Here is a 15,978-nt window from a genome sequence, read left to right as displayed (position 1 = left end):
TCACCCCAACCCTCTCCCCGCAGGGGAGAGGGAGAAGTGATGTGCACCGCACTGCACGGGGCGATGCGAAGCGAGCCTCCGCTTTAAGTCCTCAGCGATTCGGGCGCGTTGCGCAGCGCTTGGAAGTATCCGCTGTGAACCCTCGGAGGTTGTTCCCTGACGGCGTGCCTCGAGCGCTCGGGCTTATCCCAACACAATGCTGCGGGCGTTATCAGGCCATTTCTTTGGGTTACTTTTCTTTGGGCCAGCAAAGAAAAGTGACTCGAGCGGCGGCAGCCGATCGAAACGCCCGCCGCGTAGGCGGCACGCTGGCGGGAACGCAACGATCGAAGCTCACTGCACCTGGATCCCGGCCTGCGCCGGGATGACGGCAATGATGAAACGTTCCCGCGAGCACCCGCCCCTCACCCCGGCCCTCTCCCCGGCGGGGAGAGGGAGAAGTGATGGCTCATCGTCCATCCAACGCCAAATTCAGCTTAAGCACATTGACCCGTGCCTCCCCCAACATCCCAAACTGCCGCCCCGTCGTCGCCATGATCACCATCGACCTCACCTGCGACTCACTCATGCCCCGCAACCGAGCCACCCGCGACACCTGATAAGCCGCCGCTGCCGGCGAGATCTCAGGATCCAGTCCGCTGGCCGAGGCCGTCACCAGATCCACCGGCACGGCCGCCGTGTTGCCTGGATCCACCGCACGCAGCGCTTCAATGCGCTGCTTCACGGCATCCGTCAGGGCCGGATTGGTCGGCCCCAGGTTCGAGCCCGACGACGACAGCGCGTTGTTGGGCTGCGGCGAGGTGGCCGAAGGACGACCCCAGAAATACTTGGGGTCGTCGAACGACTGGCCGATCAGCGTGGAGCCGATCGGCTTGCCTTCCCTGTCGATCAGGCTGCCGTTCGCCTGCGACGGGAACAGCACCTGGGCTACACCGGTGACCACCAGCGGGTAGGCCACGCCGGTGATCACGGTCATCAGGAGCAGCATCACGATGGCGCTGCGAATCAGCTTGCCCATGGATTTCACCTTAGTAGTGGAGGATCGCGTCAACCAGCGCGATCGCCTGGTAGTTCTTCTTGCCGGCGTTGTACGCATTCACGTCGTAGGAGTGCTCGTAGCGGATCTCCGGACGGATCTCCAAGTCCGACGACACCCAGTGCGTGAGGCCCAGCGTGTGGCTGCTGTACTTGGTGGCGTAGCCGGTGCGCTGGCCCTTCTGGTCGTTGTAGAACTCGTTGCGGAACGAAATCATGTTGCTCGAGTTCAACTCGAAGTTGAGGTAGTTCACCACGCCGTACTCGCCCGCCTTGCCCGGATACGGCGAGGAGGCAACCACGCCCGGTTCGCCATCCGGCCCGAAGCCCGGGATATTGCGGCCGTACATGTAGTAGGCCTCCGTCTGCATGTGCACGCTCTGGCTGAAGCGGTGGCCCCAGGTCATCACGTACATCTGCACGTTGTTGTAGTTGTAGTCGGAGGTGTTCCAGTTGTTGACGCAGGGGTACAGCATGTCGTTGTTGTCTTTCGACACCCAGCGCACGCAGGCCTGCAGCGAGGGGCGTGCCGAACGGTTCCACGGCGCCGTGTCGTTGCTGGCGTTCACACCCAGCTGCAGCGTCCACTGCTGGCTGAGCTTGGTCGTGGTCATGATGCCGGTCTGGGTATACGGATCGACCGTGTACAGGATCGAGTGCGTGACCAGGTAGTTCTGCGGCGAGAACTGCGCTTCGATATCGGGCAGCGACAGGTAGCGGCCGATGCGCACTACCATGCCCTCGGCCACCGTAGGGATGTACAGGTCGTAATAGAACAGCATCGGATCGATGCCGTAGACCTTACCCGGCAGCGGGCCGTTCGAATTGGGATGATTCAGCAGCTGGTTGCTGAACACGCCCTTGGTCACCGTGTAGTGATAGTCGTAGCCGTACAGCGTGGAGATGTTGAAACCCCAGTCCACGTGGTCAGTCTGCACGGTATCTTCGACGCGCGTGATGTTGAACACGAACTGGTCGAATTCCACGCGATTGGGACGCGTCGCATACGACAACGGATAGTTGGTGAAGCTCGACGAACTGACATTGGCCGAGGGATTGATCCAGCCATTGACCTCGATGCGGTTGCGCTTCATCCAGTTGCCGAGCTTGGTGCACGACAGCGCTTTCTGCAGCGGATACTGACCATAGGCCACCGGCACACCGATGGGTGCGGCCACGCCGCCGAGCTGCCATTCGCCATTGGGGAACGGCGGGGAATCCAGCGGCGCATCCATCGCGCGCCGCGGAGCGGCAGGCGCGTTCGGGTCGGCCGGCTGGGCATCGGCGCGATAGGCCGCGCCCAGGCGGGAGAAGAAACCCTGCGAGCAGTCGTCGCTGCCAGCCGCCGGCGCACCGGCCGAGCCGTCATCGAGACCTGCCGCCGGCATCACGTCGGTGCCCGCCACCGGCGCCGCCGCAGCGGCCGCTTCGCCTGCGGGGGCGAGCGCCAACAACAATGCAAACGAAAGAAGCTTCTTGGACATCATGGGTGTTCCTGAAACCGGCTCGGGGCGAGCCGTCCTTTTCTGTGGGTAGAGAGGGTGGGGCCGCTGTTCCGCGGCTTTGCATCAGATGCCGGCGTAACCGCCGAGCACGTATTCGTCTTGCTCGCTGTTCGGCGTTTCGCTGCTGCGCACCGGTGCGCGCGGACGACCCTGCACCGGCAGTGCGATCACCACATCGCAGGCGGAGTCGTCTGATGAAAGACGCAGCTCCATGTCTGGGTGAGTGTCGTCGGGCAGCGAAACGGAAAGCTTGAGTACTTGCATGGCAAAGAACTCCGGAGATTCCAGTAGTGCGTCAGTAATGAGTGGACTTAGACAAGACCGCAGAGCACGAGCAACATGTCGATCAGCTTGATGCCGAGGAAGGGCACCACGATGCCGCCCAGGCCGTACACCAGCAGGTTGCGACGCAGCAGCGCACCGGCGCCCAGCGCACGGTATTTCACGCCTTTGAGCGCCAACGGAATGAGAAAGATGATGATCAGCGCGTTGAAGATCACCGCCGAAAGAATCGCGCTCTGCGGCGTGGCGAGTTTCATCACGTTGAGCGTATTGAGCGCCGGGTAGGTCGTCGCAAAGGCCGCTGGGATGATCGCGAAATACTTGGCCACGTCGTTGGCGATCGAGAACGTGGTGAGCGAGCCGCGCGTGATCAGCATCTGCTTGCCGATCTCCACCACTTCAATGAGCTTGGTGGGATTGGAGTCCAGATCGACCATGTTGCCGGCTTCTTTGGCCGCCTGGGTACCGGTGTTCATCGCCACCGCCACGTCGGCCTGGGCCAGTGCCGGTGCGTCGTTGGTGCCGTCACCGCACATCGCCACCAGGCGGTTTTCGGCCTGGATTTTGCGGATCAGCTTGAGCTTGGCTTCGGGCGTGGCTTCGGCGAGGAAGTCGTCGACGCCTGCTTCCGCAGCAATGGCGGCGGCAGTCAACGGATTGTCGCCGGTGATCATGATGGTCTTGATGCCCATGCGACGCATCTCGGCGAAGCGCTCGCGGATGCCGCCCTTCACGATGTCCTTCAGTTCGATCACGCCCAGCGCCGTGGCAGCTTCGGTGACGATCAGCGGCGTGGCGCCGCGACGCGCGATGTCCTCGGCCATGCGCTTGACCAGCGGCGGCAGGTGGCTGCCGTTGGATTCCAGGTAACGCTCCACCGCGTCCAGCGCGCCCTTGCGGATCTGGCGCTCGCCGAGATTGACGCCGCTCATGCGGGTCTGCGCGGTGAACGGCACGAACTCGGCGTGACCTTCTTCCAGCTGGCGCTCACGGATGCCGAAGCGCTCCTTGGCCAGCACCACCACGCTGCGGCCTTCCGGCGTTTCATCAGCCAGCGAAGCCAGCTGCGCGGCATCGGCCAGCGTGTGTTCGTCCACGCCCGGCGCCGGCAGGAAGGCCACCGCCTGGCGATTGCCCAGGGTGATCGTGCCGGTCTTGTCGAGCAGCAGCACGTCCACGTCGCCCGCCGCTTCCACCGCACGACCCGAAGTAGCGATGACGTTGGCGCGGATCATGCGATCCATGCCCGCAATACCGATCGCCGACAGCAGCGCGCCAATGGTGGTCGGAATCAGGCACACCAGCAGCGCCACCAGCACGGTCAGCGTGATGGGATTGCCCGCGCCCGCCGCCTGCACGCTGTAGATCGAATACGGCAGCAGCGTGGCGCAGGCGAGCAGGAAGATCAGCGTGAACTTGGCCAGCAGGATGGTGAGCGCGATCTCGTTCGGCGTCTTGCGGCGCGAGGCGCCTTCGACCATCGCGATCATGCGATCGAGAAAGCTCTCGCCCGGGTTGCTGGTGATGCGCACCACCAGCCAGTCGGACAGCACCCGCGTGCCACCGGTGACGGCGCTGCGATCGCCGCCGGACTCGCGGATCACCGGCGCGGATTCACCCGTGATGGCGCTTTCGTCGACGCTGGCCGCGCCGACCACCACTTCGCCATCGCCAGGCATCTGCTCGCCCGCTTCCACCAGCACGTGGTGACCCACGCGCAATTCGGTCGACGGCGTATAGGTGATCGGGGCGTCCTTGTACGGCGCGGACAGACGCTTGGCCACCACGTCCTTGCGCGAGCCGCGCAGCGCAGCGGCCTGCGCCTTGCCGCGACCTTCGGCCAGGGCCTCGGCGAAGTTCGCGAACAGCAGCGTGAACCACAACCAGATGGTCACCCAGAAGATGAAACCGGTGGGCGCCTCGCCGTGGCCGGTCAGCGCCTGCACCCACAGCAAGGTGGTCAGCACGCTGCACACGAACACCACGAACATCACCGGGTTGCGGAACTGCTGCTTCGGCGAGAGCTTGCGGAACGAGTCGGCGATCGCCTTGAGGATCAGGTCGCGATCGAAGCTGCGAACGCCGTGCACGGGGGTATGAGTCGTTGTCATGGATTTGCTTCCTTGGTGCGCTGATCAGCGCACCGACATCAGGAATTCGGCGATCGGACCCAGCGCAAGCGCAGGCAGGAAGGTGAGCGCACCCACCACCACCACGACGCAGGCAAGCAAGGTGACGAACAGCGGTGTGTGCGTGGGCAGCGTGCCGGCCGAGGGCGGCACGTGGCGCTTGGCAGCGAGCGAGCCGGCCATGGCGAGCATGGCAATGGCGAGCAGGAAGCGCGACAGATACATGCACACGCCCAGCAACACGTTCCAGAACGGGGTGTTGGCGGACAGTCCACCGAACGCGCTGCCGTTGTTGTTCGCAGCCGACGACACGGCGTACAGCACTTCGCTGAAACCATGCGCGCCCGGGTTGGCCACACCGGCCACGCCGGCTGGCGTCATCACCGCGATGGCCGTGCAGATCACCACCAGTGCGCACGGCACCAGCACGGCGAGACTGGCCATCTTCATTTCGTGCGCTTCGATCTTCTTGCCGAGGTATTCCGGCGTGCGCCCCACCATCAGGCCGGCAATGAACACCGCGACCACGGCGAACGCGAGCATGCCGTAAAGACCCGAGCCGACACCGCCGAAGATCACCTCGCCCAGCTGCATCAACCACATCGGCACCAGGCCGCCCAGCGGGGTGAGCGAGTCGTGCATGGCATTCACTGCGCCGCAGGAGGCTGCCGTGGTGATGGTGGCGAACAGGCCGCTGGCAGCGATGCCGAAGCGCGTTTCCTTGCCTTCCATATTCCCGCCCGCCTGGAAAGCGGAGGCTTGCTGATCCACAGCCAGTCCGTGCAGCGCAGGGTTGCCGGCCTGTTCTGCAGCGATGGCGCCCAAGCACAGCGGGACAAAGATAAGCAGCATGGTGGCGAGGATCGCCCAGCCCTGGCGGCGATCGCCCACCATGCTGCCGAAGGTGTAGCAAAGTCCCCCAGGAATCAGAAAGATCGCCAGCATCTCGATGAAGTTGCTGAACGGCGTGGGGTTCTCATACGGATGCGCGGAGTTCGCATTGAAGAAACCGCCGCCGTTGGTGCCCAGCTGCTTGATGGCGATCTGCGAGGCAGCCGGACCCATCGGCAAAGTCTGCGTGGTGACCGTGGTGGACTTGGTCATGTCCTTGCCGGCCGCATCCTTCACCGTGTTGCCGGCGGCGTCCTTCACCGTTTCCACGGCCGTGGTGTTCTGCACCAGCGGCACGTCGACATAGGCCTTGAAGTTCTGCACCACGCCCTGCGAGGACAGCAGCAGCGCAATGACCAGCGAGAACGGCACCAGCACGTAAAGCGTGGTGCGGGTCATGTCGACCCAGAAGTTGCCCACGCTGTCGGCGCTGCGACGCGTGAAGCCACGAACCACCGCCAGCAACACCGCGATACCGGTGGCCGCCGAGAGGAAGTTCTGCACCGCCAGGCCCAGCATCTGGGTCAGGTAGCTCATGGCGCTTTCGCCGCCGTAGGCCTGCCAGTTGGTATTGCTGGCAAAGCTGATCGCGGTATTCATCGCCAGGTCCGGCGACAGCGCATCGAAATGCTGCGGGTTCAGCGGCAGCCACTGCTGCAGTCGCTGCAATGCGTAGACCGCAAACAGGCCGAGCATGTTGAACACCAGCATGGCGATGGCGTAACGGCGCCAGCCCATCTGCTCATCGCTGCGCACGCCGGCGAGGCGATAGAGCAAACGCTCCAGCTTGCCACCCACGCGATTGACGCCGTTGGGGGTATCGGCAAACGCCATGGCCATATAGGCGCCGACCGGCTTGATCAGCACGAGCAGCACGCCCAGGAAAAGGATGACCTGGAAAATATCGAAGCTGGTCATTCGAACCACTCCGGCTTGAGCAAGGCCACGCACAGGTAGCCCGTCAAGGCCACCGCGATCACGGCAGCCACAATGTAGAAAGCGTTCATGGGTGGATCTCCCGCAGGAAAGACGCGCGCCGGTGACCTCGCCGCCGGAGGCGACGAGCAGCGATCAGGGACGGCGGCCGAGGCGGTCGCAGATCAGCAGAAAGCCGAGCGCCGCCGCGAACAGCACGAGGGAAAAAAGGATGTAAAGGGCGTCCATCGAAGTCCGACTCACCGTCTTGGTTAACGGGTGCTAGTGTCGGAAGGGGCGCATAAGAAAGGGGTAGCGAATTTACCCTGCCGCGTATAGAAGCCGTAAAAATTTGCCCCGGGGCGCTGCAAAACCTTTGTAGGAGCGCACCCTGTGCGCGAACGCGGCCGAACAGGCCGCCCTACGGTCGGCGATCGCGCACAGGGTGCGCTCCTACACGGCCAGGATCAGACGGCGTGGGAAATCACGTTGCCATCATTCGCCGCCGGCGCGCGATTGACCGGGTAGCCGGCCTCATCCCAAGCATCCAGCCCACCCAGCAACGGACGCACCCGTTTATACCCACGCGACATCAGCGCCTTGGCCACCAGGGCGGCCGAAGCCTCGTTCGGGCAGGTGCAATAGATCACCAGCTCCGCATCCAGCGGCACCGCATTGACGATCAGGTCGACGCTGTTCACATCGGCCAGCAGGGCGCCGGGGATGACGCGCGAATCGAGTATGCGCGCCGCTTCCGAACGCACGTCCACGATGGCCGGAGTGCGGCCCTTGTTCAATTCGTCGTTGAGTTCCTGCACGGTGATGCGCGCCATGCGCAAGGCGCGGATCAGGCGATGGCGCTGCCACCACTTCATGATGATGTAGAGCACCAGCAGGCTGCCGATCAGCATCAGCGCCACGCTGCCGGCATTGGCCAGGGTGACCAGCAGGTCATCGATCTGGGTCGAGAACACATAGCCCAGGCTCACCGCCACGCCGACCCAGAGCAGCGATCCCACACCATCGAAAAACACGAACGGTGCCGTCCGCAGTCCCATCGCACCAACCAGCGGCGGCGCCACGGTAGAGAGACCCGGCACGAACTTGGCCAGCAGCAGCACGCCGCCGCGCCAGCGCTGGAAGCGCAGCTCCGATTGCTTCACGCAGGAATCGGGCGACAAGGAGATCCGGCACAGCGTGCGCATCACCCCGCCGCCAAAATAGCGGCCCGCCGCATACCAGGCATAGTCGGCCAGCAGGCAGGCCAGCACCGCCACCGCGACCACGCCGCTCAACGGCAGGCGCTCGGTCGAGGCCAGGGCGCCGGCGACGATCATGGTCGGCACGGCCGGCAACGGCACACCGGCCTGCTCGATCAGCACGTTGACGAACACCAGCAGCAGCCCGTATTGGGCGATGAGCTCGATGATGTGGTGGGCCATGACTAACCTCGACCGATGACATCTTGCGGCCCCTCCATCATTGGGGCCGGCGCTCGTAAAAACAATCGACTCTTTCGGCTAACCGGGCTGCCCCGAGCGCAGCCTCAGTAGCCGACCACCTCGCCATCCTTGCGCATTTCGGTGGCGCCCCAGTACACCCGCTGCTTCGGGTCGAACAGGATGGCCTCGTAGCCACCGAAATTGCCCGTGCCCGGCTCGATCGTATAGCCGCGTTGTGTCAATTGCGCCTTCACATTGGCGTCAAAACCCGACTCCATCTCGACTTTGCCGATGCCGAGCGAGGGCTCGCCGGTCGGCTCGGCGTTGCCGTAGTGGCGCCAGCGCGCAGCGTCGCCGGCGTCCTGCACGTTCATGCCGAAATCGATGATATTGGTCAGCACCTGCACATGGGCCTGGGGCTGCATGTCGCCGCCCATCACGCCGAACGCCAGCCACGGCTCGCCATCCTTCATGGCAAAGCCCGGGATGATGGTGTGGAACGGCCGCTTGCCCGCGGCATACACATTGGCGGCCTTGGGCTTGAGCGAATACAGCTCGCCGCGATCCTGGAACATGAAGCCCAGTCCGTCGGCCACCAGGCCCGAGCCCATGCCGCGATAGTTGGACTGGATGATCGATACCATCATGCCGTCCTTGTCCGCGGTGGCGAAATACGTGGTGTCGCCATTGAACAGGCGCGGATCGCCGGGACCGATCGAAGGATTGGCGTGATCCAGATGGATCTCCTTGCGCCGCTGCTCGGCGTAGCCTTCGGAAATCAGGCCCTTCATCGGTACCTTGACGAAGTTTGGATCGGCGTAGAACTTGGCCAGGTCTTCATAGGCCAGGCGCTTGGCTTCAAGCATCGCGGTGATGGCGTCGGCGCTGCCCACGCCCATCTTGCGCAGGTCAAAACCCTTGAGTATCTGCAGCATTTCCAGCGCCGCGAAACCCTGCCCGTTCGGCGGCAGTTCGTAGACATCGACACCGCGATAATTCACCGACTGCGGCGTCACCCACTCGCCGTGGTAGCTGGCGAAATCGTCGTAGCGCAGGTCGCCGCCAATGCGCTTGAAATAGGCGTCCATGGTGTGGGCGATGGCGCCCTTGTAGAACGCGTCGCGGCCGCCCTCGGCAATCATGCTGAGCGTGCGGGCAAGATCGGGATTGCGAAACACCTCGCCTTCGGCGGGCGTGTGCCCGTCGATGAGATAGGTGTGGCGGGCGTTGTCCAGTTCCTCGATCAAGCCCTTCTCGCGCTCGAACGCGGCGAAGTTGCCCTTCCAGTATTTGGCCACCAGCTGGGTGATGGGAAAGCCGTCCTTCGCATAGGCGATGGTGGGCGCCAGATCGTCGGCGATGGGCAGCTTGCCGAACTTCTCGTGCAGCGCGAACCACGCATCCACCGTACCCGGCACCGTGATCGGGAGTGAGCCCACCGAAGGAATGTGATCCTTGATCGGCATGCCGGCCTTGGCATAGGCGGCCTTCACCTCGGCCTGCATCCTGGCCAGATCGCGCCCCTTGGCCGACGGGCCGGAGCCGTTATAGCCGTAGAGCTTGCGCGTCTTGGGATCCCACACGATCACGAAGCAGTCGCCGCCGATGCCGTTGAGCACCGGCTCCATCAGGCCCAGCGCAGCATTGGCGGCAATCGCCGCATCCACCGCGCTACCGCCCTTCTTGAGGATGTCGATGGCGACCTGCGAGGCGAGCGGCTGCTCGGTCGCGGCGATGCCGTGCTGCGCGATCACCGGCGAGCGCGAGGCCCAGCTGTTGCCCGAGTAGCGATCACCACGACTGATGTCCTCGGCCGCGGCGTGCCCCACGTAAAAGCTCGTCATCGCGGCGAGGACCGTGACGGCGTAAAGACGCGAACAGCGGGATGGGCGTGCGGACATGGGCGGCCTCGTCGATGGACAGATCGGGCGACGGCGGCAAGCGCAGCTGCCCCGTCACGTCAGCCCGACGTCATACACTGCCGGGCGATCCGATGCCAAGGAACGGCGCCGCATCTTTGAGTTGAGTGGGTGCGTTACGCGCCACCGACAGCCGGCGCCGCTTCCAAACCTGCCCGGCCTGCCTCGATACGGCGGGCGCCGAGCCATACCAGCGGCAGCCACACCAGGGTGAGCGCGGCCGCGCACAGGAACACGCCGTCCGTGCCCAGCCGGCCCAGGGCGATGCCGCCGACGGCGCCACCGACGAAGGCGCCCAGGAACTGACTGGTCGAATACGCACCCATCGCGGCGCCACGCATGGAGTCGGGCGCCAACTGCGACACCAGGCTGGGCAGCGCCGCTTCCAGCAGGTTGAAGGCGGAGAAGAACACCGCCGCCGCCACGCCCAGCACTGCCACGTGCTCGCCCGACAGGCCAAAGCCCAGCAACCCCAGCCCCGTCGCGACGACACATACGGCTACCAGCTTCAGGCTTTGCGCGAGATCGCGCATGCGGTGCAGACAGGCGCCCATGACAAAGGCCGCGATCACCATCACCGGCAGGTAAAGCTCCCAATGACGAGACACCGGCAAATGCAGTCGATTGGCCAACAGCAGCGGCAGACCCACGAAGCTGGCCGTCAACAGCAGGTGCAGAAAGAACACCGAACCGTTGAGCACCAGCATGCGGCCATCACGCAACATCGACAAAACGCCGGCCCAGCTGGCCGCTGCCGGTGCGGACGCCTGTTCGGGCGTGGGCACGATCAGCCACAGCAGCACCAGCGCCGCCAGGGCCAGGATGGAGGTGGCCGCGAACAGGCCGGAAAGCCCGGCCACGGCCTCCAGCGGCGGGCCGAGGATCAACGCCAGCAGAAAGGCCACGCCGATCGATACGCCGATGATGCCCATCACCTTGCTGCGGTTCTCGTGGCGGGTCAGGTCGGCAGCCAAGGCCGTGCCCGCACCCGCCACCGCGCCCATGCCCTGCAGGGCGCGCCCGATCACGATGCCCAGCAGGCCGTGCGACATGGCCGCCACCAGCCCACCGACGGCAAATACCAGCAGGCCCAGGGTGATGGCCGGCTTGCGGCCGATACGGTCGGACAGCAGGCCCAGCGGTATCTGCAGCAACACCTGCCCCAGGCCATAGACGCCCAGCGCCAGCCCGATCAGCCACGGCGTGGCGTCCGGCATCTGCTGCGCATACAGCGAAAACACCGGCATGATCAGGAACAGGCCAAACAATCGCAGGCTGATCACACAGGCCAGGGTCAGCGCGCTGCGTCGTTCGAGTGGGGAGAGTTTGCTCACCGGGGCTTCTTAAAAGGGTCGCATGAGTCACCGATTATACGTTTGACCCCAAAAAACCAACCGTGGTGCCGTGTCGCGGCGGTTTCTTGCGCCCAACTCTCTCTATAATCCCGTGATACGACGCTACGATTGCCTCATGACCACGACCCAAGCCGACACCCGCCGCTCTGCCGACTTTGCCGCCGTTCGCGGGCTCGCCGCTGCAGACATGCACCGGGTCGACTCCCTGATCCGCCAGCGCCTCTCGTCGGACGTGGTGCTGATCAACCAGATCGCCGACCACATCATTGCCGGTGGCGGCAAGCGTCTGCGCCCGATGCTGCACGTGCTGGCGGCCAACGCGGCCGGCTATCACGGCGAGCACCACATCAAGCTGGCCGCGGTGATCGAGTTCATCCACACCTCGACCCTGCTGCACGACGACGTGGTGGACGAATCGGACCTGCGCCGCGGCCGCAAGACCGCCAACGCCCTGTGGGGCAACGCGGCCAGCGTGCTGGTGGGCGACTTCCTCTATTCGCGCTCGTTCCAGATGATGGTGGAGCTCGATGACATGCGCATCATGCGCATCCTGGCCGATACCACCAACACCATCGCCGAGGGCGAGGTGCTGCAGCTGCTCAACATCGGCAATGCCGACGTGGACGAGGCCTCGTACCTCAATGTGATCGAACGCAAGACTGCCGTGCTGTTCGCCGCCGCCACCGAGCTGGGCGGCCTGCTGGGCGGCCTGCCGGTGGAACAGTGCACCGCCCTGCGCCGCTACGGCATGCAGCTGGGCTATGCCTTCCAGATCGCCGACGACCTGCTCGACTACACCTCGGACGCCGGCACCCTGGGCAAGAACATCGGCGACGACCTGGCCGAAGGCAAACCCACGCTGCCGCTGATCTACGCGCTGCAGCGCGCGGATGCCGAACAGAAGCAGTCGTTGCGCCACGCCATCGAACACGGCGGGCTGGATTCGCTGGACCGCATCATCGCCGCCATCCGCGATTCGGGTGCGCTCGAACGCACCCACGAACGCGCGGTGATGCATGCCGATGCCGCGCGCGATGCGCTGCGTGCCCTACCTGATTCACCGTGGCGCGAGGCCATGGCGACGCTGGCGGATTATTCGGTGCAGCGCAGCTTCTGAGTTCTTCGCAAGATTGAGTCGCGCACAGGGTGCGCTCCCACAGTGGTGGTGGTATCCCTGTGGGAGCGCACCCTGTGCGCGACTCGCCCCGCGATAACGTTACGGCGTGTTGCTAAACGCACCCTTCAGCCAATCGCGCATCAAACGATAACTGCGCTGCGCTGCACGCTCGTCATACGCACAACCGGCACTGTGCTGGTCGGTCTCGGTAAAGCAATGCACCGCATTGCCCAGCACCACGAACTGCCAGTCGGCCTTGCTGCCGCGCATTTCGTCCATGAACTTGTCGGCATCGGGCATGGTGCCCTTGTCGTCGGCGCCGTTCATCACCAGCACGCGTGCCTTGATGTTCTTGGCCAGCGAGGTGTCGTCGGTCTGCAGGCCGCCGTGGAACGAGGCGACGGCCGCGATATCCGCGCCGCTGCGTGCCAGATCCAGTACGGCGGTGCCACCGAAGCAGAAACCGATGGCGGCCAGCTTGGTGAGGTCGATCGGTGCGCTCTTGGCCTGCGCTTTGAGCTGATCGAGCGCCATGTTGGCGCGCTTGCGCATCAGCACGCGGTCGCCATACAGCGGCTTGATCGCGGCCTTCGCCTCATCGTCGTTCTTGGGGCGGATCTTGTCGCCGTACATGTCGGTGAGCAGGATCACATAATCCTTGCCCGCGATCATCTCCGCCTTCTTGACCGCCAGGTCGTTGACGCCATACCAGTTGGGCACCATCACCAGGCCGGGACGCTTGGTGGTGACGGCGTCGTCATAGACCAACACGCTATGGAAGGTCGTGCCGTCCTGCGTCCATTCGACCGGCTTCTCCACCATCTTCGCCTGCGCGGCGAAGGCAGCTCCTGACAGCAACAGCAAACTGCAAAGACGGGCAATGCGCATGACGTCCACTCCTGGTTGCGAGGTTTCGAACGATCTACAGGCCGGCGGCGTGTTCCGCGAGTCTGCGTTTGATGGGTGACAACTTGTCGATGAGGCGCACGCCCAGGCCGCGCGCGGCGATCAGCGGCGGTGCCTGCCACGCATAGATGCGCGCCAGCGCGTCGAAGCCCAGCGCATCCATGGTGTCCGCGCTGCGGCGGCGACGCGCATAGCGGCGCAGCACGTGCGGCGCGGCGATATCGCTGCCGGCATCGCGCGCCGCGACGAGCGTGTTGCGCAGCTCGACCACATCACGCAGACCCAGGTTCACGCCCTGGCCCGCCAACGGATGGACCGCATGGGCGGCATCGCCAAGCAGCACGAAGCGTTCGGCCTGATAGGTTTCAGCCAGCTGCAGGCGCAATGGGAAGGCTGCCCGCGCCGTGGCGCCGGTGATGCGGCCCAGGCGGAAATCGCTGGCCACACCAAGCTCGTCGAAGAACGCCTGATCATCGAGCGCGAGCACGCGTTGCGCCTCCGCTTCCGGCAACGACCACACGATCGAACTGCGCCCATCCGCCAGCGGCAGCAAGGCCAGCGGTCCGGTGTCGAGAAAGCGCTGCCACGCCGTACCTTCGTGCGCGCGCTCAGTAGTGACATGCGCCACCACGCCACGCTGCGCATAGTCGCGCCCATGGGTTTCGATCCCGGCCATCGCACGCAAAGGTGATGCAGCGCCATCGGCGGCGACCAGCAGGCGTGCAGAGATCGTCTCTGCCTCCGCGCCGTGCAGGGTCAGCTGCACGCGATCCTCGAGCACCTCGTAGCCACTGACCTGCGCCGGACACAGGCGACGCACGCCCGCGGACTCCAGCGCCTGCCACAGCTGCCATTGCACGAGATTGTTCTCGACGATGTAACCGAGCAGGTCGCGGTCCTGTTGCGCGGCATCGAAGTGAATGGCCGCGCCGCTCGCAGCGTCCCACACATGCATCTGCGCATAGGGACTCGCGCGCGAGCTGCGGATGGACGTCCACACACAAAGCTCGTCGAGCAAAGCGATGGATGATGGGGCAAGCCCCACCACGCGCAGATCCACTTCGTCCTGCACCGACCACGGCGCCGGTGCGCGCGCTTCGAGCAGAGCCGTGGCAAAGCCGGCACGCGCCAGCGCCAGCGCCGTCGCCGCACCCACCATGCCGCCGCCGACAACGGCAACGTCAAGCGCAGGACCGCGACGACGCGACTCGCCACGGGCGATCGAGGTCGCGCTCATGGCAGCCGCTCCAGTACCGCCTTGGGTGGCTCGCCGCGGAAACCCATGCCACGTCGCGCCAGCAGACGCTGCAATGGCGGCAGGCGATCGAACGCGAGCATGGCGATCGATCGCAACGGCGCCAGCAAGGGCTGCGGCAGGCAGGCCAGTTGCACCAGTCCATGGCTCATCGCCATGGTGCCCTCGCGATCCGGCGCGCGGCGAGCCGCGTAATTCGCCAGCAAATCCTCGGAACCCGGATCGGCGACATCAGTCAGCATTTCGGCCAGCGTCAGCGCATCGCGCAAGCCCAGGTTGAAACCCTGCGCACCAATCGGATGCACCGTTTGCGCGGCGTTGCCCACCAGCACGGCCCGCGTGGAAACCAGCGAACGCGCCGCCACCCGCTGGATCGCATAAGGATGGCGTTTGCCCGGACGGCTCAACCGCCCCAGCCGCCATCCGAAACGCTCTTGCGCCAGCCCGATAAAGGCATCGTCGTCCATCGCTTCGACAGCCTTGGCTTCGGCTTGCGACACGGTAAGCACCAGTCCGCATCGACGATTGGCCAGCGGCAGCAGGGCAATCGGTCCGTGATCGGCAAAGCGTTCGTAGGCACGCTGCGCGTGATCGCGCTCCGGCGTCACGGTGCAGACAAACAAGGTCTGGCGGTAATCGTGGCGTTCCGCCTCGATGCCCAGCCGATCGCGCACGAACGAAGCGGTGCCGTCAGCGCCGACCAGCAGCGGCGTTTCGATATCCACCACCTCGTCCTGGCTGTGGATGCGCACACGCCAACCGTCGGCCACGGGCTCCACGGATTCCACCCGCGCGGGTGCCAGGCGCCGCAGGCGCGTGCACTCGTCCAACCGTCGCAGCAATGCGGCGCCCAGTTCGCGCGCAGGCAAGGTCCAGCCCAGCGCATCGACGCCCTGCTTTGCCGCATCCATTTGCACGCTGCCGAACTCGCCGGCCCGCGTGACGTGGATGTGACGGATCGGCGTGGCCTGGGCCGCTGCGTGCTTCCACACGCCAATGGCCGTGAGGCCGTTGACGGTGGCGCGCGCCAGGGCGAGGTTGCGTTCGTCGTAGCTGGGCTGGTCGCCGATGCGCGGCGCCGCCGCTTCGACCATCACGGCGTCGATGCCGGCCGCGTCCAGGGCGATGGCCAGGCTCGCGCCGACCAGCCCGCCGCCGACGATGAGCACCGGCCGCGGGGCGGCAGCCTGGGAGGATGAGTTCGTCATGGCGCCGCATGATACGCGC

General features: G+C 65.1%; 13 protein-coding genes. 1 reads left to right on the top strand and 12 read right to left on the bottom strand.

Going from position 1 to position 15,978, the window contains the following annotated elements; genetic code table 11:
- Positions 1–448 precede the first annotated feature (448 nt).
- From kdpC to Y882_RS12510, 9 genes are all read right to left on the bottom strand, one after another.
- Positions 449–1,018, bottom strand: coding sequence for a potassium-transporting ATPase subunit KdpC (gene kdpC, locus Y882_RS12545; protein ID WP_046972257.1), 570 nt, complete (start codon positions 1,016–1,018; stop codon positions 449–451).
- Positions 1,019–1,028: 10 nt separating this feature from the next.
- Positions 1,029–2,522 carry an outer membrane beta-barrel protein gene (locus Y882_RS12540; RefSeq protein WP_156171457.1) on the bottom strand — a complete coding sequence of 498 codons (1,494 nt, stop codon included), beginning with the start codon at positions 2,520–2,522 and terminating at the stop codon, positions 1,029–1,031.
- 81 nt (positions 2,523–2,603) lie between these two features.
- Positions 2,604–2,804 (bottom strand): hypothetical protein, encoded by a 201-nt coding sequence (locus tag Y882_RS12535; RefSeq protein ID WP_046972256.1) that lies wholly within the window; start codon positions 2,802–2,804, stop codon positions 2,604–2,606.
- 47 nt (positions 2,805–2,851) lie between these two features.
- The gene (gene kdpB / locus Y882_RS12530) at positions 2,852–4,933 is read right to left on the bottom strand and encodes a potassium-transporting ATPase subunit KdpB (protein WP_046972255.1); all 2,082 of its coding nucleotides are present in this window, start codon (positions 4,931–4,933) and stop codon (positions 2,852–2,854) included.
- Between the two features lie 24 nt (positions 4,934–4,957).
- Positions 4,958–6,760, bottom strand: coding sequence for a potassium-transporting ATPase subunit KdpA (gene kdpA / locus Y882_RS12525; protein ID WP_046972254.1), 1,803 nt, complete (start codon positions 6,758–6,760; stop codon positions 4,958–4,960).
- Complete coding sequence (gene kdpF, locus Y882_RS19350; RefSeq protein ID WP_082121097.1) at positions 6,757–6,849, bottom strand: K(+)-transporting ATPase subunit F; 93 nt, start codon at positions 6,847–6,849, stop codon at positions 6,757–6,759. The genes kdpA and kdpF overlap by 4 nt, the downstream gene beginning before the upstream one ends.
- Before the next feature lie 375 nt (positions 6,850–7,224).
- Positions 7,225–8,199, bottom strand: a complete 975-nt coding sequence (locus Y882_RS12520; RefSeq protein ID WP_046972253.1) for a VTT domain-containing protein — start codon at positions 8,197–8,199, stop codon at positions 7,225–7,227.
- A gap of 104 nt (positions 8,200–8,303) precedes the next feature.
- Positions 8,304–10,043, bottom strand: coding sequence for a gamma-glutamyltransferase (gene ggt, locus Y882_RS12515; protein WP_046972252.1), 1,740 nt, complete (start codon positions 10,041–10,043; stop codon positions 8,304–8,306).
- A gap of 191 nt (positions 10,044–10,234) precedes the next feature.
- On the bottom strand, positions 10,235–11,452 hold the full coding sequence (locus Y882_RS12510; protein WP_046972251.1) for an MFS transporter: 1,218 nt from the start codon (positions 11,450–11,452) through the stop codon (positions 10,235–10,237).
- Between the two features lie 136 nt (positions 11,453–11,588).
- Between Y882_RS12510 and Y882_RS12505 the strand changes: the two genes are divergently transcribed.
- Positions 11,589–12,590 (top strand): polyprenyl synthetase family protein, encoded by a 1,002-nt coding sequence (locus Y882_RS12505; protein WP_046972250.1) that lies wholly within the window; start codon positions 11,589–11,591, stop codon positions 12,588–12,590.
- 99 nt (positions 12,591–12,689) lie between these two features.
- Here the strand turns inward: Y882_RS12505 and Y882_RS12500 are convergent, their stop codons facing one another.
- Genes Y882_RS12500 through ubiH form a run of 3 tightly spaced genes read right to left on the bottom strand, consistent with a single transcriptional unit; the run spans position 12,690 to position 15,959 of the window.
- A complete protein-coding gene (locus Y882_RS12500; RefSeq protein ID WP_046972249.1) occupies positions 12,690–13,478 on the bottom strand; it encodes a dienelactone hydrolase family protein in 789 nt (262 codons plus the stop codon).
- A 34-nt stretch (positions 13,479–13,512) separates the two neighbouring features.
- On the bottom strand, positions 13,513–14,733 hold the full coding sequence (locus tag Y882_RS12495; RefSeq protein ID WP_046972248.1) for an FAD-dependent oxidoreductase: 1,221 nt from the start codon (positions 14,731–14,733) through the stop codon (positions 13,513–13,515).
- Positions 14,730–15,959 (bottom strand): 2-octaprenyl-6-methoxyphenyl hydroxylase, encoded by a 1,230-nt coding sequence (gene ubiH, locus Y882_RS12490; RefSeq protein WP_046972247.1) that lies wholly within the window; start codon positions 15,957–15,959, stop codon positions 14,730–14,732. Before ubiH ends, Y882_RS12495 begins: the two co-directional genes overlap by 4 nt.
- Positions 15,960–15,978 lie beyond the last annotated feature (19 nt).

It is taken from the genome of Dyella japonica DSM 16301, from assembly GCF_001010355.1.
Taxonomy (GTDB): domain Bacteria; phylum Pseudomonadota; class Gammaproteobacteria; order Xanthomonadales; family Rhodanobacteraceae; genus Dyella; species Dyella japonica.
Note: the sequence above shows the minus strand (reverse complement) of the source record. Positions and strands in the feature narration are given on the sequence as shown.

Coding starts and splice junctions, on each gene's coding strand:
- kdpB (WP_046972255.1), bottom strand. CDS start 4,933: ATGACAACGACTCATACCCCCGTGCACGGCGTTCGCAGCTTCGATCGC.
- kdpF (WP_082121097.1), bottom strand. CDS start 6,849: ATGAACGCTTTCTACATTGTGGCTGCCGTGATCGCGGTGGCCTTGACG.
- Y882_RS12535 (WP_046972256.1), bottom strand. CDS start 2,804: ATGCAAGTACTCAAGCTTTCCGTTTCGCTGCCCGACGACACTCACCCA.
- Y882_RS12540 (WP_156171457.1), bottom strand. CDS start 2,522: ATGATGTCCAAGAAGCTTCTTTCGTTTGCATTGTTGTTGGCGCTCGCC.
- Y882_RS12520 (WP_046972253.1), bottom strand. CDS start 8,199: ATGGCCCACCACATCATCGAGCTCATCGCCCAATACGGGCTGCTGCTG.
- ggt (WP_046972252.1), bottom strand. CDS start 10,043: ATGACGAGCTTTTACGTGGGGCACGCCGCGGCCGAGGACATCAGTCGT.
- Y882_RS12495 (WP_046972248.1), bottom strand. CDS start 14,733: ATGAGCGCGACCTCGATCGCCCGTGGCGAGTCGCGTCGTCGCGGTCCT.
- kdpC (WP_046972257.1), bottom strand. CDS start 1,018: ATGGGCAAGCTGATTCGCAGCGCCATCGTGATGCTGCTCCTGATGACC.
- Y882_RS12500 (WP_046972249.1), bottom strand. CDS start 13,478: ATGCGCATTGCCCGTCTTTGCAGTTTGCTGTTGCTGTCAGGAGCTGCC.
- Y882_RS12505 (WP_046972250.1), top strand. CDS start 11,589: ATGACCACGACCCAAGCCGACACCCGCCGCTCTGCCGACTTTGCCGCC.
- kdpA (WP_046972254.1), bottom strand. CDS start 6,760: ATGACCAGCTTCGATATTTTCCAGGTCATCCTTTTCCTGGGCGTGCTG.
- ubiH (WP_046972247.1), bottom strand. CDS start 15,959: ATGACGAACTCATCCTCCCAGGCTGCCGCCCCGCGGCCGGTGCTCATC.